Origin of the sequence: Streptococcus australis, assembly GCF_003943615.1 — a bacterium.
Taxonomy (GTDB): Bacteria; Bacillota; Bacilli; order Lactobacillales; family Streptococcaceae; genus Streptococcus; species Streptococcus australis_C.
In genome coordinates this window covers 117,300-143,207 of record NZ_RJPZ01000001.1, presented here as the reverse complement: position 1 = coordinate 143,207, position 25,908 = coordinate 117,300, and the positions used below count along the sequence as shown (strand labels likewise).

Genomic DNA, 25,908 nt, shown 5'->3' with positions numbered 1-25,908 from the left:
TGTGGCTTGACCTATGAGAAAAAACAGGAAGCTAGAGCATGCGTTCAGATTTGAACATGAGCGGACAGCTTTTCTAAAAAAAATACACACAGAAAGGAAGGGTTAACCGTATTCGCTGAACTGAATACGGGCGGAGAACTGTGCAAAAAAGATAAACTGCCTAGCATCTACGATGCGTCGTCAGTTTCCTATTTTTCCTTTGTTCTCTGTCGCCCTTTATATCTTAAACATGTCTATCCATATTGCTGCTAAGCAAGGTGAAATTGCTGATAAAATTCTCCTTCCTGGGGATCCTCTTCGTGCGAAATTTATCGCTGAGAACTTTTTAGAAGACGCTGTTTGCTTCAACGAAGTTCGGAACATGTTTGGTTACACGGGTACCTACAAGGGTCACCGGGTATCTGTCATGGGTACTGGAATGGGGATGCCATCCATCTCTATCTATGCTCGTGAGTTGATCGTAGACTACGGTGTCAAAAAGCTCATCCGTGTGGGTACCGCTGGTTCTTTGAATGGCGATGTCCATGTCCGTGAATTGGTCTTGGCCCAAGCAGCAGCTACCAACTCAAACATCATCCGCAATGACTGGCCTATGTATGATTTCCCACAAATCGCTAGCTTTGATTTGTTAGATAAAGCCTATCACATTGCCAAAGACCTTGGCATGACTACGCACGTCGGCAATGTCTTGTCATCTGATGTCTTTTATTCAAACTACTTTGAAAAGAACTTAGAGCTTGGTAAATGGGGCGTAAAAGCTGTAGAAATGGAAGCGGCAGCGCTTTACTATCTTGCTGCTCAACACCATGTTGATGCCCTTGCTATCATGACTATTTCAGATAGTTTGGTTAATCCAGAAGAAGACACTACAGCTGAAGAACGTCAAAACACTTTCACAGATATGATGAAAGTTGGTCTTGAAACCTTGATCGCAGACTAATGACAGAATACCTTCATGATGAGTGGCTTTACGACCTTCAGACCTACCAGTATGGTCGGGCCCTCCGCTCTGCTAAGAAGCAGAAGGAAGTTCCGGAGCTGGTCTTGGCCTTATTGGACTTAATGGCCGAGCGTCGAGAGCTCAATATTCAACCAATCATGAACCTAAAGTTGAGAACCGAGTTGCTAGAAGCGACTGGTTTTCAGCTTTTTTGGCATGAGGATCCAGAAGAGGAACAGTTGGCCAACTACCTTTATGACTTAGAAGCCAAGCTCCGCAACGATCAGATGATTGACTTCATTCGTGCGGTGAGTCCTGCCATTTACCGGATTTTTATGCGCTTGATTGAAATGCAGATCCCTGATATTACAGACTACATTCACAACTCCAAGGAGTCTAGCTATGACCATTGGAAGTTTGACAAAATTCGGTCATCTGACCATCCAGCCTTGCAGAATTTCCATAGCGAGAGTGCAGTTAATTCGTCCAGTTTGACGGAGTTGATCTTGCTCTTAGACTTGCCAGATTCCACTAAGGATGTGGCCAAGCAACTGCGGGAGTTAGAAAAATCCGTCCGCAATCCTTTGGCCCACTTGATCAAACCCTTTGATGAGGAAGAATTGCACCGGACGACAGGTTTCTCTTCTCAACATTTTATGGAGCTCTTAGTGAGCTTGGCCCAGAAGACGGGGATCATTTATCAACGAGAACCTTTTTATTTTGACCAGGCCAATGCCCTTATCGAGGCTCTCTTGTATGGAGGAAGACATGGATAAACTAAAAGAGTTGCAGGACGTGATTGACCGTAGTCAGAATATTGTCTTCTTTGGTGGAGCAGGTGTCTCTACAGAGTCCAATATTCCCGATTTTCGTAGCTCAGATGGCGTCTATAGCGTCACCTTGGGTCGTCATTTTACGGCTGAGCAATTGGTCTCTCATACCATGTTTGAGCGCTATCCAGAGGATTTTTTCGACTTTTATAAGAAATACCTACTCTATCCAGATGCCAAGCCTAATGCAGCCCATCGTTATCTTGCGCGTCTTGAAGAGACCGGTAAGCTCAAGGCAGTGGTGACGCAAAATATTGATAGTCTCCATGAGATGGCAGGATCTAAAAAAGTCTTGAAACTCCATGGTAGTGCCGATCGCAATTACTGTACGGGTTGCCAGCGCTTTTATGATCTGGAGGCCTTTCTAGCTTTGGCAGGGACTATTCCTCTTTGCCTCGACTGTGGCAAGGTGATCAAGCCGTATGTGACTCTCTACGAGGAAGCCCTTGATATGGACGTCTTTAGCCAAGCAGCTCGAGCTATCCAAGAGGCTGACCTTCTCATCATCGGAGGGACCTCCCTTGTGGTCTATCCAGCAGCCAGCTTGATTCAATATTTCCAAGGGAAGAATCTTGTTGTAATCAACAAAACCAGTATCCCGCAAGACAAACAGGCAGACCTGGTTATTGAAGGAAAAATCGGGCATGTCTTTTCTCAATTGAAACAATAAAAGAACACCTGAAAGAAGTGGAAATCCACTGTTTCAGGTGTTTTATTGTGCTTGTGGAGATGGCTAATTGTTATTTATCAAATTGGACTTCCTCAAGTAAGTATTCGATAAATTTTTCACCCATCTTAGAGAGGCTAGCTTTCTCGTGTTGGATGTAGACCAGCTCGATTGGGTCGTCGATATCTAGCGGGATGGAGACGATATTATCTCCGTTGAGGTTGCTATTGAGGATACCGGTCGCAATGGTGTAGCCATCCAGACCAATCAAGAGATTAAAGAGGGTGGCACGGTCACTGACCACGATGGATTTTTTGTGATGCTCTTGGGAGAGGATCTCTTCAGAGAAGTAGAAGGAGTTGTGGGTCCCTTGGTCATAGCTGAGATAAGGGAAGTCTTCTAGGTCTTCTAGCTTGACCACTTCCTTGTTAGCTAGAGGATTGGTCTTGCTGACGAAGATGTGAGGTTGGGCAGTGAAGAGGTGGGTTGCCTTAAGGTGGCTATCATCCAGCATTTTAGAGAGGACATCCCGGTTGTATCCATTGAGGAAGAGGACACCAATCTCACTACGGAAGTTCTTGACGTCATCAATGATTTCCCAGGTTCTGGTCTCCCGTAGGAAGAGCTCGTATTTCTCCATATCGCTTTTCTTGAGGAGAGAGACGAAGGCTTCGACCACGAAGGCATAGTGCTGGGAGGATACGCTAAAGAGCTCCCGATTGGCTACTGGATTTTTATAGCGTTCTTCTAAGAGTTGGGTCTGCTCCACGACTTGACGGGCATAAGAAAGGAACTCCATCCCATCCTTGGTCAGAGTGATACCTTTGGGATTACGAATGAAGATGTCAATCCCCATTTCTTTTTCCAAGTCCCGCACAGCATTAGACAAACTTGGCTGGGTAATGAAGAGTTGCTTGGACGCCTCATTCATAGAGCCTGTTTCGACGATTTTGATAATGTAATGTAATTGTTGGATTCTCATGCTTATATTTTAACATACTTTTCGCAGAAAATCCTAGCTGGTATCAGTCTCTAGAAGGATTTTTCCCTATAAATCAGGTTTAGAATTGAAGGAATGTTAACACCTTGGTAGAATGATGGAAAAGATAAGCTTTGGAGGCCTTATGAAAAAAATTGCTAACTGGTACAAAAAATGGAACCAGGAACTGGAGACTAAATTTTTAGCCAGTGTATTAAAGATGAACTTTATGACCAACTTCCTGATATTTATTAGTTTGTCTGCTTTTCTAATTGTCGGGAGCTTGCCAGGAAATATCCAATCTTTGGGTTTCTGGAATGCTATTTTTGGAGTTGCAGTTTACAGTGTTACAATTCTGGTTCATGCCCTAGGGGTCAGTTATTTTGTTCCCAATATCTTTGTGATTCTGTATGTTATTTCTAGATGGTCTACGATACAGGCCCAGACCTTGGAAAAGGAGCTGGTCGGTGTCTATGACGAGAAAGAAGAGGAAAAAATTAAACGAAGGGTCAACAATCGCAAATACTTTGTGATCCTTTGGATAGGAGTCTTTGGCAGTATCCTAGAATCCTTCCTGATCTATCTGGTAAAAGATTTAACGGGTTATGATTGGACCCAGCAGCTCATCAATGAGCAGAAGCATACCATGATTTGGACAGAGGCTCTGCCAACTATCATTACCTTGGCTCTTATTTCCCTCTTGGCTCTGGTCATTTATTCCTACCGGGATGCCAATTCCTTGTCTCCACTTTTGAATATCTTTTGTATCAGTGGGATATTGATGGGTTTGGTGCTGGTAGGATTGTTTGACATCCAGTTGCAAGTCATCGGTTGTCACACGGTTTTCTGGTTAGTTTATTCCATTAGTCTCTTAAGGACCAGGATGAAGGAGTGGGAGGGCGAGTCTGATCCAAGTAGGGTCTATGACAATCCCATTCTCCAGCGCTTTCACACCATCCTCCACCAATCCAAACACTGGCCTTGGCTGGCGGTCGTCTTTGCCCTTCCCTTGTTAGCTGTATTGGTCATGGTTCTGATGCTTTTTGGTCAGCGACCTGATAGCTTGGTCAAGGCCTGGACCAATACGGCAGATTGGACTTTCTCGGAAAAGATTCCTCCTCAGAATCTTATCATAGATGAGCATTATCTCTGTACGGTCGCAGCAGGTGGCCATGAAAAGGTGGTCAAGCCCCAGCGGATGGGAGTCCGGCATGGTCATCCAGTGGTCGTCAATCGCCAGCTCTGCATTGCCAATGCCTTTGAGCAAGTACTGGAAGAAAAGATGCCACGTTTCCATCGCTTCTTACGTCGCAATTATGACCGCTATGGCTATCCTTTTGCTAAACATATCAAGAAGAAATGGGCTATGGATGTCATTTACTATCTGATGAAGCCTCTGGAATGGGTCTTTTTACTGGTACTTTATCTAGTTGATCACAAGCCTGAGAATCGCATCGCTTTGCAGTATATCCCGCCGGTACCAGAGGATTTTGACCCCAAGAAAGCTTCTTAAGTCGTCGATTTCTACTTGACAAGCATCTAGTAGCGCGATATAATGAGACAAATTTAACCTTTAAGGGGTCCAGAGAGGCCTGCAAGGAAAGACAGAAAAAAAGATCAGCGGACTGAGTCTAGCTGATCATTTGTAGGACCTTGCTTTTGCGAGGTCTTTTTTGTTGGAAGAAAGAAGAGGAAACCAATGGTCAGTGACAGCTGTAAAAAACGGTTTGGAAAAATCATGATGGAAGACATGGAGTTAATCGCTCAAGAAGAGATTGCGCCACGGATTTTTTCAATGGTCTTAAAGGGGGAAATGGTCGAGCAGATGCTAGCTGGGCAGTTTCTCCATATCCGTGTACCGGATGACTCTAAGCTCCTTCGTCGTCCCATTTCTATCTCAGAGATTGATCCAGACAGCCATACCTGTCGCCTCATCTATCGGGTAGAAGGAGGCGGAACGGCCATCTTTTCTCAGCTGCCTATTGGTAGTTTCCTAAGCGTCATGGGTCCTCAAGGAAATGGCTTTGACTTAAAGGAGCTTGGTCAAGGGGCGCGTGCCTTGATCATCGGTGGCGGGATTGGAGTACCTCCCTTGGTCCAAGTGGCTAAACAGCTGCATGAGCAAGGAGTAGAAGTTCATTCTGTCCTTGGATTTGCTACTAAAGAAGCGGTTATCCTCGAAGAAGAGTTGAAACAGTATGGGCAAGTCGCTATTACAACTGACGATGGAACTTATGGTATCAAGGGGTATGTTTCAACCATCGTTGATCAGATGGACCAGGAGTTTGATGCCATCTATTCTTGTGGGGCGCCTGGCATGCTCAAATATGTGAATACCAAATTCCATGATCACCCTCGTGCCTATATTTCTATGGAGTCTCGTATGGCCTGTGGGATGGGGGCTTGCTATGCCTGTGTCGTTCATCTGGAAAATGCAGGCCAAGCAGCCAATAAGCGCGTGTGTGAAGACGGTCCAGTCTTTGAAACCGGTACGATTGTGATGTAGGAGGACCATATGACAGCAAATCGACTAGCCGTATCCTTACCAGGATTAGACTTGAAAAATCCCATTATTCCTGCATCTGGCTGTTTTGGCTTTGGTCAGGAATACGCTAAATACTATGATTTGGATCTTCTTGGATCCATTATGATCAAGGCAACGACCGCTGAGGCTCGCTTTGGAAATCCCACACCTCGTGTCGCTGAGACTCCTGCAGGCATGCTCAATGCCATTGGTCTCCAAAATCCAGGCGTAGACGTGGTCCTAGCAGAGAAACTCGCTTGGTTGGCACAGCATTATCCAGATCTACCGATTATCGCCAACGTAGCTGGCTTCTCCAATGAAGAGTATGCGACGGTTTCTAGAAAAATCTCCCAGGCACCAAATGTTAAAGCCATCGAGCTCAATATCTCTTGTCCCAATGTGGACCATGGGAATAACGGGCTTTTGATCGGTCAGGTTCCTGAGTTGGCCTATGATGCCGTTAAAGCAGCAGTAGAGGCTTCGTCTGTCCCAGTCTATGTCAAGCTGACCCCGAGCGTAGCAGATATCACCCAGGTAGCCAAGGCTGCCGAAGATGCGGGTGCTAGTGGCTTAACCATGATCAATACCTTGGTCGGGATGCGCTTTGACCTCAAGACTGGTAAGCCCATTATTGCCAATGGGACGGGAGGCATGTCAGGACCGGCTATCTTCCCAGTGGCCTTGAAACTCATCCGCCAAGTAGCCCAATCCACTAACCTGCCAATCATTGGAATGGGTGGCGTGGACTCAGCAGAAGCAGCGATTGAAATGATGATTGCGGGTGCTTCTGCGATTGGTGTCGGCACTGCCAATTTCACCGATCCTTATGCTTGTCCAACGATCATCGAAGACCTGCCACAAGTTATGGATAAATATGGTGTTGATAGTTTGGAGAATTTACGAAAACATGTCCGGGACAATCTAATATAAGGATCATCAGATAACAAAAAATGCCTGTTGGCTACAACCCCAACAGGCTACTGAGTAAGTAACAACTTTAACAACCCCTTACTCAGCATAGCTAATATCTTACAGGAAAATTGATTATTTGTCAAGAATTTAACATGTTCCAGAAGGTACCAAGTTGAAATAGAAAAAAGACAGACTGAATCCGAACGTTTTATGATTATTCCTTGACTTTTCTTTCATATCGTACTACAATGTAGAAAAACCTTTAAAGCAGTCCAGAGAGGCTCCTAAGGTCTAGACGGTGAATCAGGGTAGATACTACCTAATTTTCGTGTAACCTTGCCTCGGGCAAGGTTTTTTTGTGGAAAAAATGTCACCCATTAAAAGGAGAAACCCATGCGTGAAGAACGTCCCATCATCGCCCTTGACTTTCCGGCTTTTGAAGATGTCAAAAACTTTTTAGAACATTTCCCAGAAGATGAAAAACTTTTTGTAAAAATCGGAATGGAATTTTTCTATGCAGTCGGACCAGAAATTGTCCACTATCTGAAAGGTCGTGGCCACAGTATTTTCTTGGATTTAAAATTGCACGACATCCCAAATACGGTTAAGTCAGCTATGTCTGTCCTTGGCACCTTTGGTGTGGATATGGTGACAGTTCATGCGGCCGGCGGTGTAGAGATGATGCGCGAAGCTAAAAAAGCACTTGGGCCAGGGGCCAAGTTGGTGGCGGTTACTCAGTTGACTTCTACCAGTGAAGAAGACATGCGTGATTGCCAAAACATCCAAACCACTGTCCAAGAATCAGTAGTCAATTATGCTCGTAAGGCGCAAGAAGCTGGTTTGGACGGAGTCGTTTGTTCAGCCCATGAAGTTGATTTGATCAAGAAGGCTACATCAGAAGAGTTTGTTTGTGTAACCCCAGGTATCCGTCCTGCGGGAGCAGAAATTGGTGACCAAAAACGGGTCATGACCCCACAAGAAGCCCACGCCATCGGTTCAGACTACATTGTCGTTGGACGTCCGATCATCCAAGCAGAAAATCCATGGGATGCTTACCATGAGATTAAGAGACAGTGGAATAGTTAAGAAGGTCTAAGAAGCTGTGCTTCTAAGACCTTCTACGGGAAGCCCTATAGGGCCTTCCCTAAACCATTCACTAACTTCGTTGAAAGAAAATTATCGTTTCTTTCAACGAAGTGTCGGAATTCTAAAAAGTCCGATAGGATATTCTCTAACGAGTTAACCAAATTTCAGAAGAGATAATTATTGTTTCTTCCAATGAAGTGTCGGAACTCTGAAAAGTCCGATGGGACCTCCCCTAACGCATTCACTAACTTATACTGTTATTGTTTGAAACTATTTCTGATTTAATTCGTATTCGATTAAAATCGTAAAAAGGAGTTATTATGTCATTAGCTAAAGATATTGCCAGCCATCTTCTAAAAATTGAAGCTGTTTATTTGAAACCGGAAGAGCCTTTTACTTGGGCTTCTGGGATCAAGTCCCCTATTTATACAGACAACCGTGTGACCCTCGCTTATCCTGAAACTCGTACCTTGATTGAGAATGGATTTGTGGACAAAATCAAAGAAGCTTTTCCTGAAGTAGAAGTGATCGCAGGAACAGCAACTGCGGGGATTCCTCATGGGGCTATTATTGCCGACAAGATGAACTTGCCTTTTGCCTACATTCGTAGCAAACCAAAAGATCATGGTGCTGGTAACCAAATCGAAGGCCGTGTACCGCAAGGTCAAAAGATGGTGGTGGTTGAAGATTTGATTTCTACTGGTGGATCTGTCTTGGATGCTGTTGCCGCTGCGAAACGTGAAGGAGCAGATGTCCTTGGTGTGGTGGCTATCTTCACCTACCAATTGGAGAAGGCAGATAAGAAATTTGCAGAAGCTGGTGTTCAACTCGAAACCTTGTCTAACTATACAGAATTGATCCATTTGGCAGAAGAACAAGGTTATATTACCTCTGAAGGTTTGGAAATGTTGCGCCGTTTCAAGGAAAACCAAGAAACTTGGCAAGACAAATAATATTACTGAAGAGGCTGGGACAAAAGTCCTAGCCTCTCAATTGTCTTTGGATTGTCGAGCCAGACGCAGTGGTTGAGTGGGCTCTATTACGCTGATTTCATCAGCTTTTATAGCCCTACTCAACTGTGCGGAGGTGGGACGACGAAATCGAATTCTAACGAATGACCGATTTCTGTCCCACTCTCTTCATTTTTATCCCCTTTTCACTAGTTGTTAGCTAACTTGAAATACATAGAAAATCCTGTATGATAATGGTAATTGTTTTAAGATATAAGCGATCTTAAGGGAGAAGCACATGACAAAAGAAAAGTATTTGGAAACGAAAAAGCAGGCGAGAGTTTGGTTTACCGTTAATATCCTCATCAGCTTGATTGCTATTACAGGTGGAAGTTTAGTGATCAGCAGTCAATAACGCCATATTCCGTTTTTGCTGATGTCCCTGGGTTCAATCACCTTGATGAATCGAGTCTTGATTACACCTGCTTTTAATGCTAAAAAAGCGGCTGAGGAGCAACACCCAGAGTGGAAGGACTTGTCCACGAAAGGTACTAAAATACCTGTTGAAGATTTCCAGAAAGGGTTTCTCATATCGGTTACCGCTCTTCTGATTGTCATTGTAGGTTTCTTTATGTTCTATCGTCCTCTGCCAAAAGCAGACCCTACCGTTTCGAATTTGACCCTAAGAATGCTCGAATCTTACAAGAATTGCAAGAAGATATTGAATCCAACACCCCCTCGAATTCAAATTCATTGGATATCGATAAAGCAAAAGATTTAGCAGAAAAAGCACAGCGTGAAAATTGGTTGAAAAGAGAAGAGTAAGAACTCTTTTTAGGGAATTTGTCAGTAGCTAGTCTATGTGAAGGCTTATAAAAACGTAAACGACAAGAACAACATTTTAGCTTGTTTTTGGCATTGATTTTATTTATTATTGTGATCCTCTTATACAGAGGTCTTGAATTCAAAGGCAATCGGGAAATTGAGTTTGATTTCATGGAAGATCGTAAATAATAAAGATAATTCCTCAACTTAAATGATTTCGTATCAGTCACAAACAGCAGAAATGCTGTTTTTTTGATATAATGGTCCTATGTTATCGAAAAGTAAACGTATTCTATTTGGGATACTTCATGGGATCATGTTGCTAGTGATGGTCCACTGGTTCTTGATCAGTGTGACCTATCTGAGAGAGATTTCATGGCTAGCCATTTTAGGTGCTGGATTGCTATTTCTGCTAGGCTGGTTGAAACGCGAGGGGGTAAAGAGAGCCATTGCTTGGTTGACCCGACATAAGAAAGGCTTCCTGCTTGGTGCAATCGTCTTTCAGCTGATTGTCATGGTTTGTGCGGAGCTTTTGATCCGTCGGGATGCTGCGGTGGTTTTTAAGGGAGCTTTTGAGCTGCTCAAGCAATCTTCCATCACCAACTATCTCAGCCGCAATCCGAATAACATTCCGCTCTTTCTATATGAAAAGTTTTTCTATGTTTTATTCGGCTCTAACGGTCTATGGGTCATGCAGGCCCTCAATATGCTCTATGTCAATCTGGGAGCTGTTCTCTTGTACAAACTGTCTCAGAAGCATTTCAATCAAAAAGCAGCTGATCTAGTCTATCTCTTTTATGTGAGCTTGATCTGTTACTCGCCTTATTTCTATTCCATGTATACGGACATTCCGCCACTTCCTTTAATTGCTCTGCAATTGTGGTGGGCTTTGGATCTCTTAAAGGAAAACCAAGCAGGGATCTCCTGGAAGAAGATGTTTGGTTTAGGTATTTTATCTGGCGTAACTATGTTGATCCGTCCAACGACGATTATTGTCATGATTGCCTTTTGGGCTGTACTCTTCTTCAGAGGAAACTGGAAGGCTTTTGGCAAGATTACTACGGTGACAGTGATGACGATGGGATTTGTCTTTGCAGGCTTGAATACAGCGGTCAATTATCAGAGGGTCGTGCCGATTCTGAAAGAAGAAGGGCTGGCTAAAGGACCACTATTGTTTATCAATCTGGGCTTGACGGATATGGGTCATAACCAAGAAGATATGAAAGAGGGGTTGCTGGTTTATATCGATGAGGACAAGCGCTCAGACTACAACAATGGTCTTTTTAAGAAGGAAAATGTCATTAAAGAAATCAAGCGTCGTCTTGTTGAATATGGACCTTTAGGTTTGATCGGGCACATCTATTACAAGCAATCCTTGACGGTAGCAGAAGGTACCCTGGGTTGGCTTTACCGAGATGTAAAGTATGAGAAGACGCCTTATATTAATCCTCTCTATACATCACTCACCAAAAATATTGGTCTGGCTAAATGGGTGCGGACCTATTTCCTCAGCACGGATAGTCCACAGTACAAGTATTATGAATTTATCAAGCAGTTGATCTGGATCGTCCTGTCGGCTGGCTTGCTTGGGGCTTATCTCAAGCGACGAGATACGGATGACTTTAATTTCCTTTCCTTAGCGGTTTTTGGTGGTTTGCTCTTCTTAACCATCTTTGAAGGTGGGAAGACCCGCTACCTCATCCAATTCTTACCGCAAATTTTGCTAGTGGCTTCGATTGGTCTGGCAGGATATCCCAAGAAAGAAAACACCTAAAAGCTCTCGCTTATTTAACAAGCAGAAACAGAGGTTGAATAAACTTGTCCAGCCTCTTTTTTATCCAGTGGATCTCTGTCAAATGTGGTATAATGAAAGGTAAGAATTTATTGGATAGCGGAGAGTTTCCATGCAACATTCCCCCTGGCATGAAGCCATCAAATCCCATCTTCCGGAAGGGTATTTTCATCAGATTAATAACTTTATGAATAAGGTCTATAGCCAAGGAGTGGTCTATCCACCGCGTGATAAGGTCTTTAAGGCCTTGCAGACAACGGAGATGGATCAGGTCAAGGTCTTGATCATAGGTCAAGATCCCTACCATGGACCGGATCAAGCGCAAGGCTTAAGTTTTTCTGTCCCGGATTATGTACCAGCGCCGCCTTCTTTGCAGAATATTCTCAAAGAATTGCGCTCAGACATTGGTGAGAAGCGGTCGCATGATTTGACACCATGGGCAGAGCAAGGGGTCCTCTTGCTCAATGCTTGCTTGACGGTCCCTGCTGGTCAGGCCAATGGCCATGCAGGTCAAATTTGGGAGCCGTTCACAGATGCTGTGATCAAGGTGGTTAATGAGTTGGAAGAGCCAGTCGTCTTTATCCTTTGGGGATCTTACGCTCGTAAGAAAAAGCCTCTGATTATTCACGATCGACATTTGGTCCTTGAATCAGCTCACCCAAGCCCCTTGTCGGCCTATCGCGGTTTCTTTGGTTCCCAACCCTTTTCAAAAACCAATCAGTTTTTGGAAAAAGTGGGACGCGAGCCAATTGATTGGTTGCGAAGTTAGAAAATAGAAGGAAGAACTGATGCCACAATTAGCAACGATTTGTTATATCGACAATGGGAAAGAATTTCTCATGTTGCATCGCAATAAAAAGCCCAACGATGTCCATGAAGGCAAGTGGATCGGAGTTGGCGGAAAATTAGAACGCGGAGAAACTCCTCAAGAGTGTGCAGCTAGAGAAATCCTTGAAGAGACGGGCCTGAAAGCTAAGCCGGTTCTAAAAGGGATTATCACCTTCCCTGAATTTACTCCAGATCTGGACTGGTACACCTATGTCTTTAAGGTGACCGAGTTTGAAGGGGAGCTCATCGAGTGTAACGAAGGGACATTAGAGTGGGTGCCTTATGATCAAGTCTTAAGTAAACCAACTTGGGAGGGGGACCACACTTTTGTTGAGTGGCTCTTGGAAGATAAACCCTTCTTTTCAGCAATGTTTCGCTATGACGGGGATCGCTTACTAGAGACCCATGTCGATTTCTATGAATAAAGGAGTAGAAGATGTTAGTCATTAAAAATGGTCGTGTCATGGATCCGAAAACTGGTTTGGATCAAGTATGTGATCTCTTGGTAGATCAGGGCAAAATTGTTGAAATAGGCCCATCTCTTTCTCACGAGCAAGCCCAAGTCATTGATGCAAGTGGCAAGGTGGTAGCGCCAGGTTTAGTGGATATTCATGTTCACTTCCGTGAACCTGGTCAGACCCACAAGGAAGATATTCACACTGGAGCTCTGGCAGCCGCGGCGGGTGGTTTTACGACAGTCGTCATGATGGCCAATACCACTCCAACTATTTCGGATGTTGAGACCTTAAATGAAGTCTTGGATTCTGCTGCCAAGGAAGCCATTCATGTCAAGACAGTTGCGACCGTTACCAAGAACTTTGATGGCCAACATTTGACCGACTTTGAAGGCTTGTTACAAGCTGGGGCTGTCGGTTTCTCTGATGATGGGATACCTTTGCAAAGTACCAAAATAGTTCGTCAAGCTTTGGAAGAAGCCAAACGTCTAGGTACCTTTATTAGTCTGCATGAAGAAGATCCAGAATTGAATGGCATCCTGGGACTCAATGAGCACATTGCCCGAGAACACTTCAAGGTTTGTGGAGCGACAGGTGTAGCTGAATACTCTATGGCAGCGCGTGATGCCATGATTGCTCATGCGACAGGTGGTCATCTCCACATCCAGCACCTTTCTAAAGCTGAAAGTGTTAAGGTAGTTGAGTTTGCTCAAGCAATCGGCGCTCCTGTAACAGCAGAAGTCGCTCCTCAGCATTTCTCTAAGACAGAAGATCTTTTGCTGTCTAAGGGAAGCAATGCCAAGATGAATCCTCCCCTTCGTCGGGAAGAGGATCGTCGTGCAGTGATCGAAGGCTTGAAGTCAGGAGTTATTTCTGTGATCGCAACGGACCATGCGCCTCATCATGTGGATGAAAAGAACGTGGCTGATATCACCAAAGCTCCTTCCGGCATGACAGGATTAGAAACCTCTCTATCGCTTGGTTTGACCTATTTAGTTCAAGCTGGAGAGCTTAGTTTAATGGAGCTCTTAGAAAAAATGACCTATAATCCTGCAAAACTCTATCACTTTGAAGCAGGCTATTTAGAAGTTGGTGGACCAGCAGATATTGTGATCTTTGACCCCGTGGCTGACCGTTTGGTGTCTGATCATTTTGCCTCCAAGGCAGCCAATTCCCCATTTGTTGGAGAATCCCTCAAGGGACAGGTAGCTTATACCATCTGCCAGGGGAACATTGTCTACCAAGCCTGAACTAAAAGATAAGCAAAAAAACTAAATTAAAGGCTGGACGAATGAGGAGTATATGAATAGTAAAAAAATACTAGAAATGATCTTGTATTGTTTGGTCACTTTTCTGGTCTGCTTTTTCCTGGTCAATTGGCTCCTTCCTTCAGCAGAACCAGTGATGACCAAACCATCAGCAAGCGTCCCAAAAAAGACAGTCACCTATGTAGCGATTGGGGATTCCTTGACCAAAGGCGTAGGAGATAGCACCAATCAAGGAGGCTTTGTTCCTCTTCTTGCTCAGAGTTTGACCAATGAAACAGGTCTTGAATTCAAAGCAATTAACTATGGTGTATCTGGCAATACCAGCAGTCAAATTTTGACACGTATGCAGGAGAAAAAGGAGATTCAAAAGGATTTGAAGCAGGCTCAGTTACTGACCATCACTGTCGGGGGCAATGATCTGAGAAAGGCCATTCTTGAAGATACCAGCAACTTAGATCTGGATCGCTTTGATAAGCCGTCTAAGACTTACGTGAAAAATCTCAAACAAATTATCGAATTGGCCCGTAAGGACAATCCTGATTTGCCTATTTACGTAGTGGGGATCTATAATCCCTTGTATCTCAACTTTCCTGATTTGACAGAATTGCAGACGCTTGTGGATCAATGGAACCAAAGAACGGAGGAGACCCTCTCTGCTTATCAGGGCGTCTATTTTGTTCCGATCAACGACCTTCTCTATAAGGGCATTGATGGTAAGAGTGGGGTGACAGAGAGCGAATTAGGAAAAGAAACTGTGACCAACGATGCCTTGTATGATGAGGATAGTTTTCATCCCAATAATACAGGATATGAAATTATAAAAGAAGCCGTACTGGAGAAAATACATGCAACTGAGAAAAAATGGTTCGAGTGAAAAGAAGGTCAAACCACCCACCACAGGGCCTCATTTTAAGGAGAGACGAGAGAAAACTCCGATAAATATCTGGAAATGGCTCTTTCTTAGTTTGGTCAGTTTCTTATTCGCAACCAGTCTAGTCGTATGGACTCGCTTCTCAACGGTTCGAGAGGATGTCCGTCAACTACAGACTCCTAGCCAAAAAGGAGATGTCAAGATTGGCAGTATGACAACGACAAGAGCTCAGCTTAATGAAACCATCAAGGTCATGCTGAAAAGTTATCATTTGAGTGATTATCAACTTTATGCAGACAATCAACAGATGTTACTAGAGGGGAAACTGAACTTTTTAGGAAAAGAGTACCCCCTCTATATCTATTTCCAGCCGAGTAAGCTAGAGGATGGGAGCATCCTCTTGACTCTCAAGGATTTTTCAGTCGGGACCTTGAAACTTCCTAAGAAGACCGTGATGCAGATGCTATCTACAAACAAGGATTTACCTGACTTTGTAAGCATTGATAGCAAAGAGGCGACGATAAAGATCGAGCTTGCCAAGATCAAAAATGAGATGAATTTTTATGTCAAAGCAAATACTATTGATCTATACAATGATCAAATCATCTTTGATCTCTACAGAAAAAAATAAGAATAAGAGGCGAAAGCAAGAAAGTGGCTTTCGCCTTTATTTTGTTTCTATTCAAAAAATTCAGAATATTATAGAAAATTCTTGACATTCAATTTTCCCTATGCTAAAATACTAAACAAGACATCAAACAAAGGAGAAAAGTCAAACATGAAAACAGCTAAGTTTATTCAATTTGCTTTGTTGTTGAGGTACTCGGGCTAGTGCAAAAGCATTAGTCCTGTTTGGCTTACCAAGCGGGAGTAACAAAACATCTCGCTTAGGTAACTGGCGAGATGTTTTTATTTTATTCACTATGTTTAGAAAAGAGGAGACCCTATGCGTAAAGTTGAATTTTTAGATACCAGTCTTCGGGATGGCGAACAGACTCCTGGAGTCAATTTCTCCATTAAAGAAAAGATTGCCATTGCCAAGCAATTAGAAAAATGGGGAATTTCTGCTATTGAAGCTGGTTTTCCAGCGGCCAGTCCGGACTCTTTCACCGCTGTGCAGGAAATTGCAAAGGTCTTGACCAAGACAGCTGTGACAGGTTTGGCTCGCTCGGTCAAATCGGATATTGATACCTGCTATGAAGCCTTGAAAGATGCGAAGTATCCGCAAGTTCACGTCTTTATCGCAACCAGCCCCATTCACCGAGAGTTTAAACTCAACAAGACCAAGGAAGAAATTCTTGAGGCCATCAAAGAGCATGTTTCATACGCACGCTCTAAGTTTGAGATTGTGGAGTTCTCACCGGAAGATGCGACCCGGACAGAATTGGATTTCCTCTTGCAAGTCGTTCAGACTGCAGTCGATGCAGGGGCTAGCTACATCAATATTCCTGATACAGTTGGTTTTACGACACCAGCAGAGTATGGCGCGATTTTCAAATACTTAATTGACCATGTCAAGACAGATCGCGAGATTATCTATTCTCCTCATTGCCATGATGATCTAGGGATGGCAGTTGCGAATAGCCTTGCTGCTGTCAAAAATGGAGCTGGTCGTGTCGAAGGGACCATCAATGGAATTGGTGAACGGGCTGGAAATGCCGCACTTGAAGAAGTGGCGGTTGCCCTCAATATCCGGGAAGACTATTACCAGGTTGAAAGTCCAATTGTGCTCAATGAAACCATCAACACCTCTGAGTTGGTCTCTCGTTACTCTGGTATCCCAATTCCTAAAAACAAGGCGGTTATTGGTGGCAATGCCTTCTCACACGAATCTGGGATTCACCAAGATGGAGTTCTTAAAAATCCCCTTACCTATGAAATCATCACACCTGAGTTGGTGGGTGTCAAGAGCAATAGCCTTCCTCTTGGGAAATTGTCTGGTCGCCATGCCTTCGTCGAAAAACTACATGAGTTGGGATTGGAATTCTCAGAAGAAGACATCCAACCATTGTTTGCGAAATTCAAATCTCTGGCAGACAAGAAACACGAGATCACAGACGCTGATATTCGCGCCCTTGTTGCCGGTACAGCAGTGGAAAATCCAGAAGGCTTCCACTTTGATGATCTTCGCCTCACAACGAACGAAGATGAAAGCATCACTGCAACAGTCAGTCTGAAAAATGAAGATGGTGAAATTCTTGAATACCTTGCCAAAGGTCAAGGTTCAGTGGAAGCAATCTTTAACGCTATTGATCAATTCTTCCACCAAGAAGTTCGTCTGACTTCTTATAGCATTGATGCGGTGACAGACGGGATTGATGCCCAAGCGCGTGTACTGGTTACTGTTGAGAATGAAGCGACAGATACCATCTTTAACGCTTCTGGTTTAGACTTTGACGTATTGAAGGCCTCAGCAATTGCCTATATCAATGCCAATACCTTGGTGCAAAAAGAGAATGCTGGAGAGATCGGCCACATTGTATCCTATCGTGATCTGCCCGATGCCTAAAGGAGAACACTATGACGAAAAAGATTGTCGCCCTTGCTGGAGACGGGATTGGACCAGAGATTATGGAGGCTGGTCTGTCCGTACTGAAAGCAGTGGCAGAAAAAACCAATTTTGACTTTTCAGTACAAGCGCATCCATTTGGTGGAGCAGGGATTGATGCGGCTGGTCACCCTCTACCAGCATCTACTCTAGAAGCTAGCAAGGAAGCTGATGCTATTCTCCTAGCGGCTATCGGAAGTCCCCAGTATGACCAAGCACCGATTCGTCCAGAGCAAGGTTTGTTGGCCCTTCGTAAGGAGCTCAACCTTTATGCCAACATTCGTCCGGTTAAAATCTATGATGCCCTAAAGCACTTGTCACCTTTGAAGGAGGATCGCATTCAAGGTGTGGATTTCGTAGTGGTTCGTGAGCTTACAGGCGGGATTTACTTTGGAGATCATATCTTAGAAGAAGATCAAGCACGGGATATCAATGACTACTCTCTTGAAGAAGTGGAGCGTATCGTACGTAAGGCTTTTGAGATTGCGCGTGGACGTCGCAAGAAAGTCACCAGCATTGATAAACAAAATGTCCTCGCAACCTCTAAACTTTGGAGAAGAGTGGCAGATCTAGTGGCTCAAGACTTCCCGGATGTGACCTTGGAGCACCAGTTGGTAGACTCAGCAGCCATGCTCATGATTACCAATCCTTCACGCTTTGATGTTATCGTGACGGAAAATCTCTTTGGAGATATCCTTTCAGATGAGTCCAGTGTCTTGTCTGGAACTCTTGGCGTCATGCCATCGGCTAGTCATTCAGAGTCAGGACCAAGCATGTATGAGCCTATTCATGGATCAGCTCCAGATATTGCGGGTCAGGGCGTGGCGAATCCAGTCTCGATGATCCTCTCAGTTGCCATGATGATGCGAGAAAGTTTTGATCGAGAAGAAGACGCTAGACGAATTGAAGAAGCCGTAGAGGCGACTCTTGCTGCAGGGATCTTTACTAGAGACCTAGGAGGCAGTGCTTCGACAAAAGAAATGACAGAAGAAATTATAAAACGATTATGAGTGTAAAAGGAATGATTACTGGCTTGATCCTTCTATGGAATCTCTTCGTAGGGGTCCTCTACGGAGTGGATAAGGAAAAGGCTAAACGAAATGACTGGCGGATACCAGAAAAGACCTTGCTCTTTTATGCTTTTGCAGTTGGAGGGCTAGGAGCTTGGACTGGAGGACTCCTCTTTCATCACAAAACACAGAAGTGGTATTTTAAAGTTACCTGGCTCTTAGGAACGCTTCTCACCCTATACACACTCTACGCTTTATGGAGGTAAGGATGGCGGGAAAATCAATTTTTGATAAAATCTGGGAACGGCATGTAGTGACCGGTGAGCAAGGCCAGCCCCAACTCATGTATGTGGATCAACACTATATCCACGAGGTCACCAGCCCCCAAGCCTTTCAAGGATTACGGGATGCAGGACGCAAGGTTCGACGGACAGATTTAACCTTTGGAACCTTTGATCACAATGTACCAACTGTTAACATTTATGATATCCGCGATGTGATTTCTAAGGCCCAGATTGATAAATTAGCTGAGAACGTCAAAGACTTTGGAATTGATCATGCTGCCCATGGTTCTGCTAAGCAAGGAATTGTTCATATGGTGGGCCCTGAAACTGGGCGGACCCAACCAGGAAAATTTATTGTCTGTGGAGACAGCCATACCGCAACCCATGGAGCTTTTGGTGCTATAGCCTTTGGGATCGGAACCAGTGAAGTCGAGCATGTCTTTGCTACCCAAACCATCTGGCAGGTCAAACCCAAGAAGATGTTGGTCGAATTTACCGGAACCCCACAAAAAGGGATTTATTCAAAGGATTACATCCTAGCTTTGATAGCGCGCTACGGTGTTGCCTGTGGAGTTGGCTACGTCGTAGAGTATCGGGGAGAAGCGATTGATCGCTTAACCATGGAAGAGCGGATGACCATCTGTAACATGTCTATTGAGTTTGGCTCTAAGATGGGAATCATGAATCCAGACCAAAAGACCTTTGACTACCTTCGCGGACGCGAATGTGTGCCAAATGATTTTGAGGCAGCAGTAGCGGATTGGAAGACTCTGGTCAGTGATGACGATGCCGTATATGACAAGGTCATCCGTATGGATGTATCTGACTTGGCTCCGATGGTAACTTGGGGGACTAATCCTTCTATGGGAGTGGACTTTGAAACTCCCTTTCCAGAGATTCGGGACATGAACGATGAACGTGCCTATCATTATATGGATCTAGAACCAGGCCAAAAACCTGCAGACATTGAATTAGGCTATATCTTTATCGGATCTTGTACCAATGCGCGTCTCAGCGATTTGGAGTTGGCAGCCAAGTTTGTGAAAGGCAAAAAGATCGCGCCCAACTTAACAGCCATTGTCGTACCTGGTTCTCGTCCGGTTAAGCAAGCCGCTGAAAAGTTGGGCTTGGATAAAATCTTTATGGATGCAGGTTTTGAATGGCGGGACCCAGGATGCTCTATGTGTCTAGGAATGAATCCAGATAAGGTTCCAGATGGGGTCCACTGTGCCTCTACCAGCAACCGAAATTTTGAAGATCGCCAAGGATTTGGGGCCAAGACTCATCTCTGTAGCCCCGCTATGGCAGCTGCAGCGGCAATAGCTGGTCGCTTTGTTGATGTGCGCCAAATGCCTGAAGTGCAATAAAGGAGGAATCATGGACAAATTTACCATTTATACGGGGACAACCGTTCCCTTGATGAACGATAATATTGATACCGACCAAATCCTCCCCAAGCAATTCTTAAAGCTGATTGATAAAAAAGGCTTTGGCAAATACCTCATGTATGCTTGGCGTTATTTGGACGATCGGTATACCGAGGATCCAACATTTATCTTTAATAAGCAGGAATACCGGCAGGCAACTATTTTGATCACTGGTGACAATTTTGGGGCAGGTTCCTCTCGGGAACATGCAGCCTGGGCCTTGGCTGATTATGGCTTTAAAGTCGTCATCGCTGGTTCATTTGGAGATATCCATTACAATAATGAACTCAATAATGGAATGCTCCCGATTGTGCAGCCCTTAGAGGTTCGACAACAGTTAGCTCAGTTAGCACCAACGGATACCATCACCGTTGATTTGGAAGAGCAGAAGATTATCTCGCCTGTAGGAGAGTTTCGCTTCGAGATCGATCAAGATTGGAAGCACAAATTGCTTAACGGTTTAGATGATATTGGGATTACACTTCAATATGAAGACTTGATCACCGCTTATGAAAAACAACGGCCAGCTTATTGGCAATAAAATTGTATAGTTAATTAAGAATTTTCAGAAAATATATTGAAGCTTTTTGGGAATTTTGATAGAATAGAAAAAAAGAATAGAAGAGGACGAAATTTATGATAAAACACATTCAATGGGACGGAACACTTTCACAAGAAGGATTTGACATTCTTAAAGGAGAGGGTGGCTGTATCGTCTGTCCTACAAAAGTCGGATATATCATCATGACCAGTGACAAGGCCGGCTTGGAACGGAAGTTCGAAGCCAAAGAACGCAACCGCAACAAACCAGGTGTCGTTCTTTGTGGAAGCATGGATGAACTCCGCGCTCTTGCTCAATTGAATCCTGAAATTGAAGCCTTCTACCAAAAACATTGGGACCAAGATATCTTGCTTGGTTGTATCCTTCCTTGGCGTGAAGATGCCTATGCTAAGTTACAAGCCTTCGGCGATGGACGTGAAGAACTCATGACAGATGTTCGTGGAACTAGCTGTTTTGTCATCAAATTCGGTAAAGCTGGTGAGCAAATCGCAAAAGAAATGTGGGAAAAAGAAGGCAAAATGGTTTACGCCTCTTCAGCTAACCCATCTGGTAAAGGAAATCGTGGGAAAGTCGAAGGAATCGGTGAGCGAATTGAAAGTGCCGTTGACTTGGTCATCGAAGCAGATGATTATGTAGCCTCTATCCAACCAGATAAGACCATTGAAACGCGCTATGAACAAGGGGTGATGGTATCTATGGTGGATGCGGAAGGAAAACTCATCCCAGAACAAGGAGCAGGTAGCCGTTCTGTCAATACTTGTCCAGTCGTGATTCGTAAGGGATTGGATATCGATAAGATCATGATGCACTTATCTGATCATTTCAACTCTTGGAACTACCGCCAAGGGGAGTACTATTAAAAGATAGAAAAAGGTCGTTACAGTTTGTAACGACCTTTTGGTTGTCCATTTTTTCGAATAGCTGATTTCAAACCTTAATAAGTCACGACATTAATCTCACCCTTGTCATACTCAGCGATAAAGATGTCATCGACATTTTCAAATCCTTTTTTATTCAGTTCGGCCACAAGCCATTCTTCGGTTTTACCGATGGTCTCTAAGATCTCTAGTTGGACCACACCATCTGTAATGATTGGGTATTTGGGATTTTCATCTCCCATTCGGACGATAATGAGTTGGCCATTTTGCTCGATGACGGCTCTTTTAACTTCTTTCAATTGGAAAATCCCTTGAGAGCGTAATTTCAGTGCAACATCAGAAGCAGTAAGGCCTTTTGAGCGACAAGCTTCTGGATCTAATTTTCCGTTTTTAATGATAATGGTTGGTTTTCCATCAATCAGATGTTTGATAAAGTAAACATTGGTAATAAGCCATTTGAGTGACAGAATCAAAATCGTCCAGATGATGAGGATGATGACATATTGAAGAATGGGAATAGAACTATTGTAGATAACCCCACCAATAATACCCCCAAGCACAAAGTTCTGTATTTGGTCTACTGCAGAACTTGGTGCTAGATTTCCTTTACCTGTTACATTGATAACAAAAACAAGAGACAGAAGCCCCAAGGCCAATTTAATCGCAATTGTAGCAAAAAAGCTTATCATTTTTCAACCTCCACGAGTTCAACGTCTGATTTATACAGTTCCATTTTTTCAAGCAAATAGCTATCTGGCTCCGTTCCACTAATGGCACGGTAGAATTGGTCACCTACCTTAATAATGGCTCCATCGGTTGTAGCTGAAGTATTAACATAGACCTCTTCTTTATCAACACCCAATTCCTTTGAAACAACCTCGATAAAGTGCAAGGACGTACGGAACTGATTGTCATTGGACTCTTTGTTTTGGAAGTTTGAAATACTAATCAAAACAAAGGCTACTAAGATTAACACAGAAATGATAGATAATTCACGGAACTTACTTCCACGTTTATCCTTATAAGCCTTAAAGGCGAAAAAAGCCGTAACCAAGACTAAGAGGATGGACATAATAACGATGACCCAATTTNGCTGGCTAATTTGACTAAGTACATAGTCGTAAGAATAGAATTTCATAAACATCCTTTACTTATTTTGTATTCAAGGTATTATAAACTAATTTCTCCAAATCTTCAATTAGAAAAAACGAATGAAAAAATCTTCATGAACATTTTTAAAGAAAAATTGCGTTTATAGGAGGAGTGCTTATAAAGTGATAAAAATCATAAAAAAACTAGAGCTCTAGCTCTAGTTTTTTGGTTTTTGATGAGTGATATTTTTACCCCAGGAGATGATATTTTCATTCTTGTTGAGGATTCGTTTGATATTGTCCTTGTGGCGGACGATAATTAAGGCTGCCAAAGCGAGGACGATAATGGTAAAGATCAGGTCGTAGCTTGGGAGGATCCAACCAGTCAGAGGCAGGATCAGGACTCCGATACTAGCCAGGACTGCGACCGTCACACTTGAAAAGGAAATCATACTGGTCAAAAAGAGGCTACCAAAGAAATAAATAGCTAAGATCAATAGAAAGAGAGGATAGAAACCGAAGATGACCCCTGCACTGGTCGCTACTGCCTTGCCCCCTTTAAAGCCTGCAAAAATGGGGAAGGTGTGACCAAGGACTGCTAGAAGACCAAAGACCATAGGAGAAATGTCCGCAAGTCCAAAAATAGTCGGCAATAAAACAGCCAAGGTTCCCTTTAGGAAATCAACCGCAAAGACGACCAAACCTGCCTTCGTTCCTAGGATACGGAAGGTGTTGGTGGTCCCTGTATTTCCAGAACCGTGTTCCCGTAGATTGATGTTAAAGAAGGCTTTTCCAATCCACAAACCAGAAGGAATGGAGCCTAATAGATATGCTAATACGAGTAAAAGAATTGTTTTCATCATAGTTTCATTATATCAAAATTGCTTTGAATGAAAAAGAAAATTTCGTCCATATTTGTCACATCGGATAGTCGGTTTAAGCTCATCGCATTAAAATGGGCTACTGAAAGGGAGAGAAGAAAGAAAAATTTTGCAAATTTTCCTAAAAAGCTGTAATATAGAAAAGATGAACAAACAGGAGGTTCCTTGTGTCTAAAAAGGAAATCAACATTAATAATTATAATGACGATGCCATTCAGGTTCTAGAAGGGTTGGATGCGGTCCGTAAACGTCCAGGGATGTATATCGGATCGACAGATGGAAATGGTCTCCACCATTTGGTCTGGGAAATTGTCGACAATGCAGTCGATGAAGCCCTATCTGGTTTTGGTTCTCAAATTGACGTTACCATTAATAAAGACGGTTCCCTATCTGTAGCTGACCAAGGTCGGGGGATGCCGACAGGGATGCATGCCATGGGCAAACCAACCGTTGAGGTGATCTTTACGGTCCTCCACGCTGGAGGGAAGTTTGGTCAAGGTGGCTATAAGACCTCTGGAGGTCTCCACGGTGTAGGTTCTTCGGTCGTGAACGCCCTCTCTAGCTGGCTTGAGGTTGAGATTACCCGTGATGGAGCGGTCTACAAGCAGCGCTTTGAAGATGGTGGGAAGCCTGTCACCACTCTGGAGAAGATAGGTACGGCTCCTAAGTCTAAGACAGGGACCAAGGTTACCTTCATGCCAGATCCAACCATTTTCTCAACGACGGATTTCAAGTTTAATACCATTGCTGAGCGGATTAAAGAATCAGCCTTCTTGCTTAAGGATGTGACGCTGACACTGACAGACCTTCGTAAGGAAGAAGACAACTATGTGGCCTTCCATTACGAGAATGGGGTTCAGGATTTCGTTGAGTATTTGAACGAAGATAAGGAAACCTTGACGCCGGTTCTCTACTTTAATGGAGAATCAGAAGGCTTCCAAGTAGAAGTCGCTCTCCAGTACAATGATGGCTATTCAGACAATATCTTGTCCTTCGTCAATAATGTCCGCACTAAAGATGGAGGAACCCACGAGACGGGTCTTAAGACAGCCATTACCAAGGCCATGAACGACTATGCAAGAAAGACGGGCCTTCTTAAAGAAAAAGACAAGAACCTAGAAGGATCAGACTACCGGGAAGGTCTTTCCGCTGTTCTTTCGATTTTGGTTCCAGAGGCCCATTTGCAGTTTGAAGGGCAAACCAAGGACAAACTAGGAAGTCCTTTGGCTCGTCCTGTTGTTGACGGGATTGTCGCTGACAAGTTGACCTTCTTCCTCATGGAAAATGGAGAACTAGCTTCTAATCTGATTCGCAAGGCTATTAAGGCTCGGGATGCGCGTGAAGCAGCTCGAAAGGCGCGTGATGAAAGTCGTAATGGTAAGAAGAACAAGAAGGACAAGGGACTCTTATCTGGTAAATTGACACCAGCCCAGTCCAAGAATGCCGCCAAGAATGAACTTTATCTAGTCGAAGGAGATTCAGCCGGCGGCTCGGCCAAGCAAGGTCGAGACCGCAAATTCCAGGCCATCCTTCCACTTCGAGGAAAGGTTCTCAATACTGAGAAGGCCAATATGAGCGATATCCTCAAAAACGAGGAAATCAATACCATGATCTACACCATCGGGGCTGGAGTAGGGGCTGATTTTACGATTGAAGATGCCAACTATGACAAGATTATCATCATGACCGATGCGGATACGGATGGAGCTCACATTCAGACCTTGCTCCTTACTTTCTTCTACCGCTATATGCGTCCTTTGGTTGAAGCAGGACGGGTCTATATCGCCATGCCTCCTCTTTACAAGATGTCTAAAGGCAAAGGGAAGAAAGAAGAAGTGGCTTATGCCTGGACAGATAGTGAATTGGAAGACCTACGTCGGACTTTTGGTCGTGGAGCAACCCTCCAACGCTACAAAGGGTTGGGAGAGATGAATGCGGACCAACTTTGGGAAACAACCATGAACCCAGAAACCCGCACCTTGATCCGCGTCACCATTGACGACTTGGCGCGTGCAGAACGTCGCGTATCGGTCCTAATGGGTGATAAGGCAGCCCCTCGCCGCCAATGGATCGAAGATAACGTTAAGTTTACCTTGGAAGAAACGACTGCGTTTTAAGGAGTGTAAGTGATGGATAAGACTGATTTGGCTTATTTTGGTTATATTTTCTTAGTCTCTTTACCATCTGCGTTTCTTGCATTCTACATGAATCGTCGAAGAATCAGACTATTAGGCTTGTATGCGCCAATAGTCTTTACTCTATGTATGCTAAAGGTACTAGAATCTAATATTATTGAACCA

The 25,908-nt window shown here is 43.9% G+C and carries 25 protein-coding genes; 21 read left to right on the top strand and 4 right to left on the bottom strand.

Annotated elements, in window-relative coordinates; translation table 11 throughout:
- Nucleotides 1–229 precede the first annotated feature (229 nt).
- From deoD to D8785_RS00745, 3 genes are read left to right on the top strand one after another with little or no spacing between them, the layout of a single operon-like run.
- On the top strand, nucleotides 230–940 hold the full coding sequence (deoD, locus tag D8785_RS00755; protein WP_042507506.1) for a purine-nucleoside phosphorylase: 711 nt from the start codon (nucleotides 230–232) through the stop codon (nucleotides 938–940).
- Complete coding sequence (locus D8785_RS00750; RefSeq protein ID WP_125374141.1) at nucleotides 940–1,716, top strand: hypothetical protein; 777 nt, start codon at nucleotides 940–942, stop codon at nucleotides 1,714–1,716. The genes deoD and D8785_RS00750 overlap by 1 nt, the downstream gene beginning before the upstream one ends.
- Entirely contained in the window at nucleotides 1,709–2,440 is a 732-nt protein-coding gene (locus D8785_RS00745; RefSeq protein ID WP_125374140.1) for an NAD-dependent protein deacylase, read from the top strand. Before D8785_RS00750 ends, D8785_RS00745 begins: the two co-directional genes overlap by 8 nt.
- 70 nt (nucleotides 2,441–2,510) lie before the next feature.
- Here the strand turns inward: D8785_RS00745 and D8785_RS00740 are convergent, their stop codons facing one another.
- Nucleotides 2,511–3,419, bottom strand: coding sequence for a LysR family transcriptional regulator (locus D8785_RS00740; RefSeq protein WP_048689847.1), 909 nt, complete (start codon nucleotides 3,417–3,419; stop codon nucleotides 2,511–2,513).
- 142 nt (nucleotides 3,420–3,561) lie between these two features.
- Here D8785_RS00740 and D8785_RS00735 point away from each other — a divergent pair, with 142 nt between their 5' ends.
- From D8785_RS00735 to D8785_RS00645, 17 genes are all read left to right on the top strand, one after another.
- Entirely contained in the window at nucleotides 3,562–4,929 is a 1,368-nt protein-coding gene (locus D8785_RS00735; RefSeq protein ID WP_125374139.1) for a DUF6688 domain-containing protein, read from the top strand.
- Nucleotides 4,930–5,115: 186 nt separating this feature from the next.
- A complete protein-coding gene (locus D8785_RS00730; RefSeq protein ID WP_125374138.1) occupies nucleotides 5,116–5,922 on the top strand; it encodes a dihydroorotate dehydrogenase electron transfer subunit in 807 nt (268 codons plus the stop codon).
- Nucleotides 5,923–5,931: 9 nt separating this feature from the next.
- Nucleotides 5,932–6,870: a dihydroorotate dehydrogenase gene (locus D8785_RS00725; protein WP_125374137.1), complete on the top strand. Its 939-nt coding sequence runs from the start codon at nucleotides 5,932–5,934 to the stop codon at nucleotides 6,868–6,870.
- Between the two features lie 375 nt (nucleotides 6,871–7,245).
- The gene (gene pyrF / locus D8785_RS00720) at nucleotides 7,246–7,938 is read left to right on the top strand and encodes an orotidine-5'-phosphate decarboxylase (protein WP_023023089.1); all 693 of its coding nucleotides are present in this window, start codon (nucleotides 7,246–7,248) and stop codon (nucleotides 7,936–7,938) included.
- A gap of 320 nt (nucleotides 7,939–8,258) precedes the next feature.
- On the top strand, nucleotides 8,259–8,891 hold the full coding sequence (gene pyrE / locus D8785_RS00715; protein ID WP_125374136.1) for an orotate phosphoribosyltransferase: 633 nt from the start codon (nucleotides 8,259–8,261) through the stop codon (nucleotides 8,889–8,891).
- Nucleotides 8,892–9,981: 1,090 nt separating this feature from the next.
- Nucleotides 9,982–11,487 carry a glycosyltransferase family 39 protein gene (locus D8785_RS00700; RefSeq protein ID WP_125374135.1) on the top strand — a complete coding sequence of 502 codons (1,506 nt, stop codon included), beginning with the start codon at nucleotides 9,982–9,984 and terminating at the stop codon, nucleotides 11,485–11,487.
- Between the two features lie 130 nt (nucleotides 11,488–11,617).
- Nucleotides 11,618–12,274 (top strand): uracil-DNA glycosylase, encoded by a 657-nt coding sequence (locus tag D8785_RS00695; protein ID WP_125374134.1) that lies wholly within the window; start codon nucleotides 11,618–11,620, stop codon nucleotides 12,272–12,274.
- A gap of 19 nt (nucleotides 12,275–12,293) precedes the next feature.
- Nucleotides 12,294–12,758 (top strand): NUDIX hydrolase, encoded by a 465-nt coding sequence (locus D8785_RS00690; protein ID WP_125374133.1) that lies wholly within the window; start codon nucleotides 12,294–12,296, stop codon nucleotides 12,756–12,758.
- Nucleotides 12,759–12,769: 11 nt separating this feature from the next.
- Nucleotides 12,770–14,038: a dihydroorotase gene (locus D8785_RS00685; RefSeq protein ID WP_125374132.1), complete on the top strand. Its 1,269-nt coding sequence runs from the start codon at nucleotides 12,770–12,772 to the stop codon at nucleotides 14,036–14,038.
- 52 nt (nucleotides 14,039–14,090) lie between these two features.
- Nucleotides 14,091–14,930, top strand: coding sequence for an SGNH/GDSL hydrolase family protein (locus D8785_RS00680; protein ID WP_125374131.1), 840 nt, complete (start codon nucleotides 14,091–14,093; stop codon nucleotides 14,928–14,930).
- Nucleotides 14,902–15,558 (top strand): YpmS family protein, encoded by a 657-nt coding sequence (locus D8785_RS00675; RefSeq protein ID WP_125374130.1) that lies wholly within the window; start codon nucleotides 14,902–14,904, stop codon nucleotides 15,556–15,558. Before D8785_RS00680 ends, D8785_RS00675 begins: the two co-directional genes overlap by 29 nt.
- Nucleotides 15,559–15,873: 315 nt before the next feature.
- The gene (locus D8785_RS00670) at nucleotides 15,874–17,436 is read left to right on the top strand and encodes a 2-isopropylmalate synthase (protein ID WP_125374129.1); all 1,563 of its coding nucleotides are present in this window, start codon (nucleotides 15,874–15,876) and stop codon (nucleotides 17,434–17,436) included.
- Between the two features lie 11 nt (nucleotides 17,437–17,447).
- Complete coding sequence (leuB, locus tag D8785_RS00665; RefSeq protein ID WP_125374128.1) at nucleotides 17,448–18,485, top strand: 3-isopropylmalate dehydrogenase; 1,038 nt, start codon at nucleotides 17,448–17,450, stop codon at nucleotides 18,483–18,485.
- Nucleotides 18,482–18,751, top strand: coding sequence for a DUF1294 domain-containing protein (locus D8785_RS00660; protein WP_125374127.1), 270 nt, complete (start codon nucleotides 18,482–18,484; stop codon nucleotides 18,749–18,751). Before leuB ends, D8785_RS00660 begins: the two co-directional genes overlap by 4 nt.
- Nucleotides 18,752–18,753: 2 nt before the next feature.
- Nucleotides 18,754–20,136 carry a 3-isopropylmalate dehydratase large subunit gene (gene leuC, locus D8785_RS00655; RefSeq protein WP_125374126.1) on the top strand — a complete coding sequence of 461 codons (1,383 nt, stop codon included), beginning with the start codon at nucleotides 18,754–18,756 and terminating at the stop codon, nucleotides 20,134–20,136.
- A gap of 10 nt (nucleotides 20,137–20,146) precedes the next feature.
- Nucleotides 20,147–20,737, top strand: a complete 591-nt coding sequence (leuD, locus tag D8785_RS00650; RefSeq protein WP_125374125.1) for a 3-isopropylmalate dehydratase small subunit — start codon at nucleotides 20,147–20,149, stop codon at nucleotides 20,735–20,737.
- Between the two features lie 95 nt (nucleotides 20,738–20,832).
- Complete coding sequence (locus tag D8785_RS00645; RefSeq protein WP_125374124.1) at nucleotides 20,833–21,618, top strand: L-threonylcarbamoyladenylate synthase; 786 nt, start codon at nucleotides 20,833–20,835, stop codon at nucleotides 21,616–21,618.
- 74 nt (nucleotides 21,619–21,692) lie between these two features.
- Here D8785_RS00645 and D8785_RS00640 read toward each other — a convergent pair whose 3' ends face one another.
- From D8785_RS00640 to plsY, 3 genes are all read right to left on the bottom strand, one after another.
- Nucleotides 21,693–22,325, bottom strand: coding sequence for a DUF421 domain-containing protein (locus D8785_RS00640; protein ID WP_125374123.1), 633 nt, complete (start codon nucleotides 22,323–22,325; stop codon nucleotides 21,693–21,695).
- Nucleotides 22,322–22,774, bottom strand: coding sequence for a DUF3290 family protein (locus D8785_RS00635; protein WP_125374122.1), 453 nt, complete (start codon nucleotides 22,772–22,774; stop codon nucleotides 22,322–22,324). The genes D8785_RS00640 and D8785_RS00635 overlap by 4 nt, the downstream gene beginning before the upstream one ends.
- Before the next feature lie 171 nt (nucleotides 22,775–22,945).
- Complete coding sequence (gene plsY / locus D8785_RS00630) at nucleotides 22,946–23,587, bottom strand: glycerol-3-phosphate 1-O-acyltransferase PlsY (protein WP_185759604.1); 642 nt, start codon at nucleotides 23,585–23,587, stop codon at nucleotides 22,946–22,948.
- Nucleotides 23,588–23,775: 188 nt separating this feature from the next.
- Between plsY and parE the strand changes: the two genes are divergently transcribed.
- The gene (gene parE, locus D8785_RS00625; RefSeq protein ID WP_023023136.1) at nucleotides 23,776–25,725 is read left to right on the top strand and encodes a DNA topoisomerase IV subunit B; all 1,950 of its coding nucleotides are present in this window, start codon (nucleotides 23,776–23,778) and stop codon (nucleotides 25,723–25,725) included.
- Nucleotides 25,726–25,908 lie beyond the last annotated feature (183 nt).

What these genes read in the sequence shown, in the direction of transcription:
- deoD (WP_042507506.1), top strand. Translation starts at nt 230, where the DNA reads ATGTCTATCCATATTGCTGCTAAGCAAGGTGAAATTGCTGATAAAATT.
- D8785_RS00750 (WP_125374141.1), top strand. Translation starts at nt 940, where the DNA reads ATGACAGAATACCTTCATGATGAGTGGCTTTACGACCTTCAGACCTAC.
- D8785_RS00745 (WP_125374140.1), top strand. Translation starts at nt 1,709, where the DNA reads ATGGATAAACTAAAAGAGTTGCAGGACGTGATTGACCGTAGTCAGAAT.
- D8785_RS00740 (WP_048689847.1), bottom strand. Translation starts at nt 3,419, where the DNA reads ATGAGAATCCAACAATTACATTACATTATCAAAATCGTCGAAACAGGC.
- D8785_RS00735 (WP_125374139.1), top strand. Translation starts at nt 3,562, where the DNA reads ATGAAAAAAATTGCTAACTGGTACAAAAAATGGAACCAGGAACTGGAG.
- D8785_RS00730 (WP_125374138.1), top strand. Translation starts at nt 5,116, where the DNA reads ATGGTCAGTGACAGCTGTAAAAAACGGTTTGGAAAAATCATGATGGAA.
- D8785_RS00725 (WP_125374137.1), top strand. Translation starts at nt 5,932, where the DNA reads ATGACAGCAAATCGACTAGCCGTATCCTTACCAGGATTAGACTTGAAA.
- pyrF (WP_023023089.1), top strand. Translation starts at nt 7,246, where the DNA reads ATGCGTGAAGAACGTCCCATCATCGCCCTTGACTTTCCGGCTTTTGAA.
- pyrE (WP_125374136.1), top strand. Translation starts at nt 8,259, where the DNA reads ATGTCATTAGCTAAAGATATTGCCAGCCATCTTCTAAAAATTGAAGCT.
- D8785_RS00700 (WP_125374135.1), top strand. Translation starts at nt 9,982, where the DNA reads ATGTTATCGAAAAGTAAACGTATTCTATTTGGGATACTTCATGGGATC.
- D8785_RS00695 (WP_125374134.1), top strand. Translation starts at nt 11,618, where the DNA reads ATGCAACATTCCCCCTGGCATGAAGCCATCAAATCCCATCTTCCGGAA.
- D8785_RS00690 (WP_125374133.1), top strand. Translation starts at nt 12,294, where the DNA reads ATGCCACAATTAGCAACGATTTGTTATATCGACAATGGGAAAGAATTT.
- D8785_RS00685 (WP_125374132.1), top strand. Translation starts at nt 12,770, where the DNA reads ATGTTAGTCATTAAAAATGGTCGTGTCATGGATCCGAAAACTGGTTTG.
- D8785_RS00680 (WP_125374131.1), top strand. Translation starts at nt 14,091, where the DNA reads ATGAATAGTAAAAAAATACTAGAAATGATCTTGTATTGTTTGGTCACT.
- D8785_RS00675 (WP_125374130.1), top strand. Translation starts at nt 14,902, where the DNA reads ATGCAACTGAGAAAAAATGGTTCGAGTGAAAAGAAGGTCAAACCACCC.
- D8785_RS00670 (WP_125374129.1), top strand. Translation starts at nt 15,874, where the DNA reads ATGCGTAAAGTTGAATTTTTAGATACCAGTCTTCGGGATGGCGAACAG.
- leuB (WP_125374128.1), top strand. Translation starts at nt 17,448, where the DNA reads ATGACGAAAAAGATTGTCGCCCTTGCTGGAGACGGGATTGGACCAGAG.
- D8785_RS00660 (WP_125374127.1), top strand. Translation starts at nt 18,482, where the DNA reads ATGAGTGTAAAAGGAATGATTACTGGCTTGATCCTTCTATGGAATCTC.
- leuC (WP_125374126.1), top strand. Translation starts at nt 18,754, where the DNA reads ATGGCGGGAAAATCAATTTTTGATAAAATCTGGGAACGGCATGTAGTG.
- leuD (WP_125374125.1), top strand. Translation starts at nt 20,147, where the DNA reads ATGGACAAATTTACCATTTATACGGGGACAACCGTTCCCTTGATGAAC.
- D8785_RS00645 (WP_125374124.1), top strand. Translation starts at nt 20,833, where the DNA reads ATGATAAAACACATTCAATGGGACGGAACACTTTCACAAGAAGGATTT.
- D8785_RS00640 (WP_125374123.1), bottom strand. Translation starts at nt 22,325, where the DNA reads ATGATAAGCTTTTTTGCTACAATTGCGATTAAATTGGCCTTGGGGCTT.
- plsY (WP_185759604.1), bottom strand. Translation starts at nt 23,587, where the DNA reads ATGAAAACAATTCTTTTACTCGTATTAGCATATCTATTAGGCTCCATT.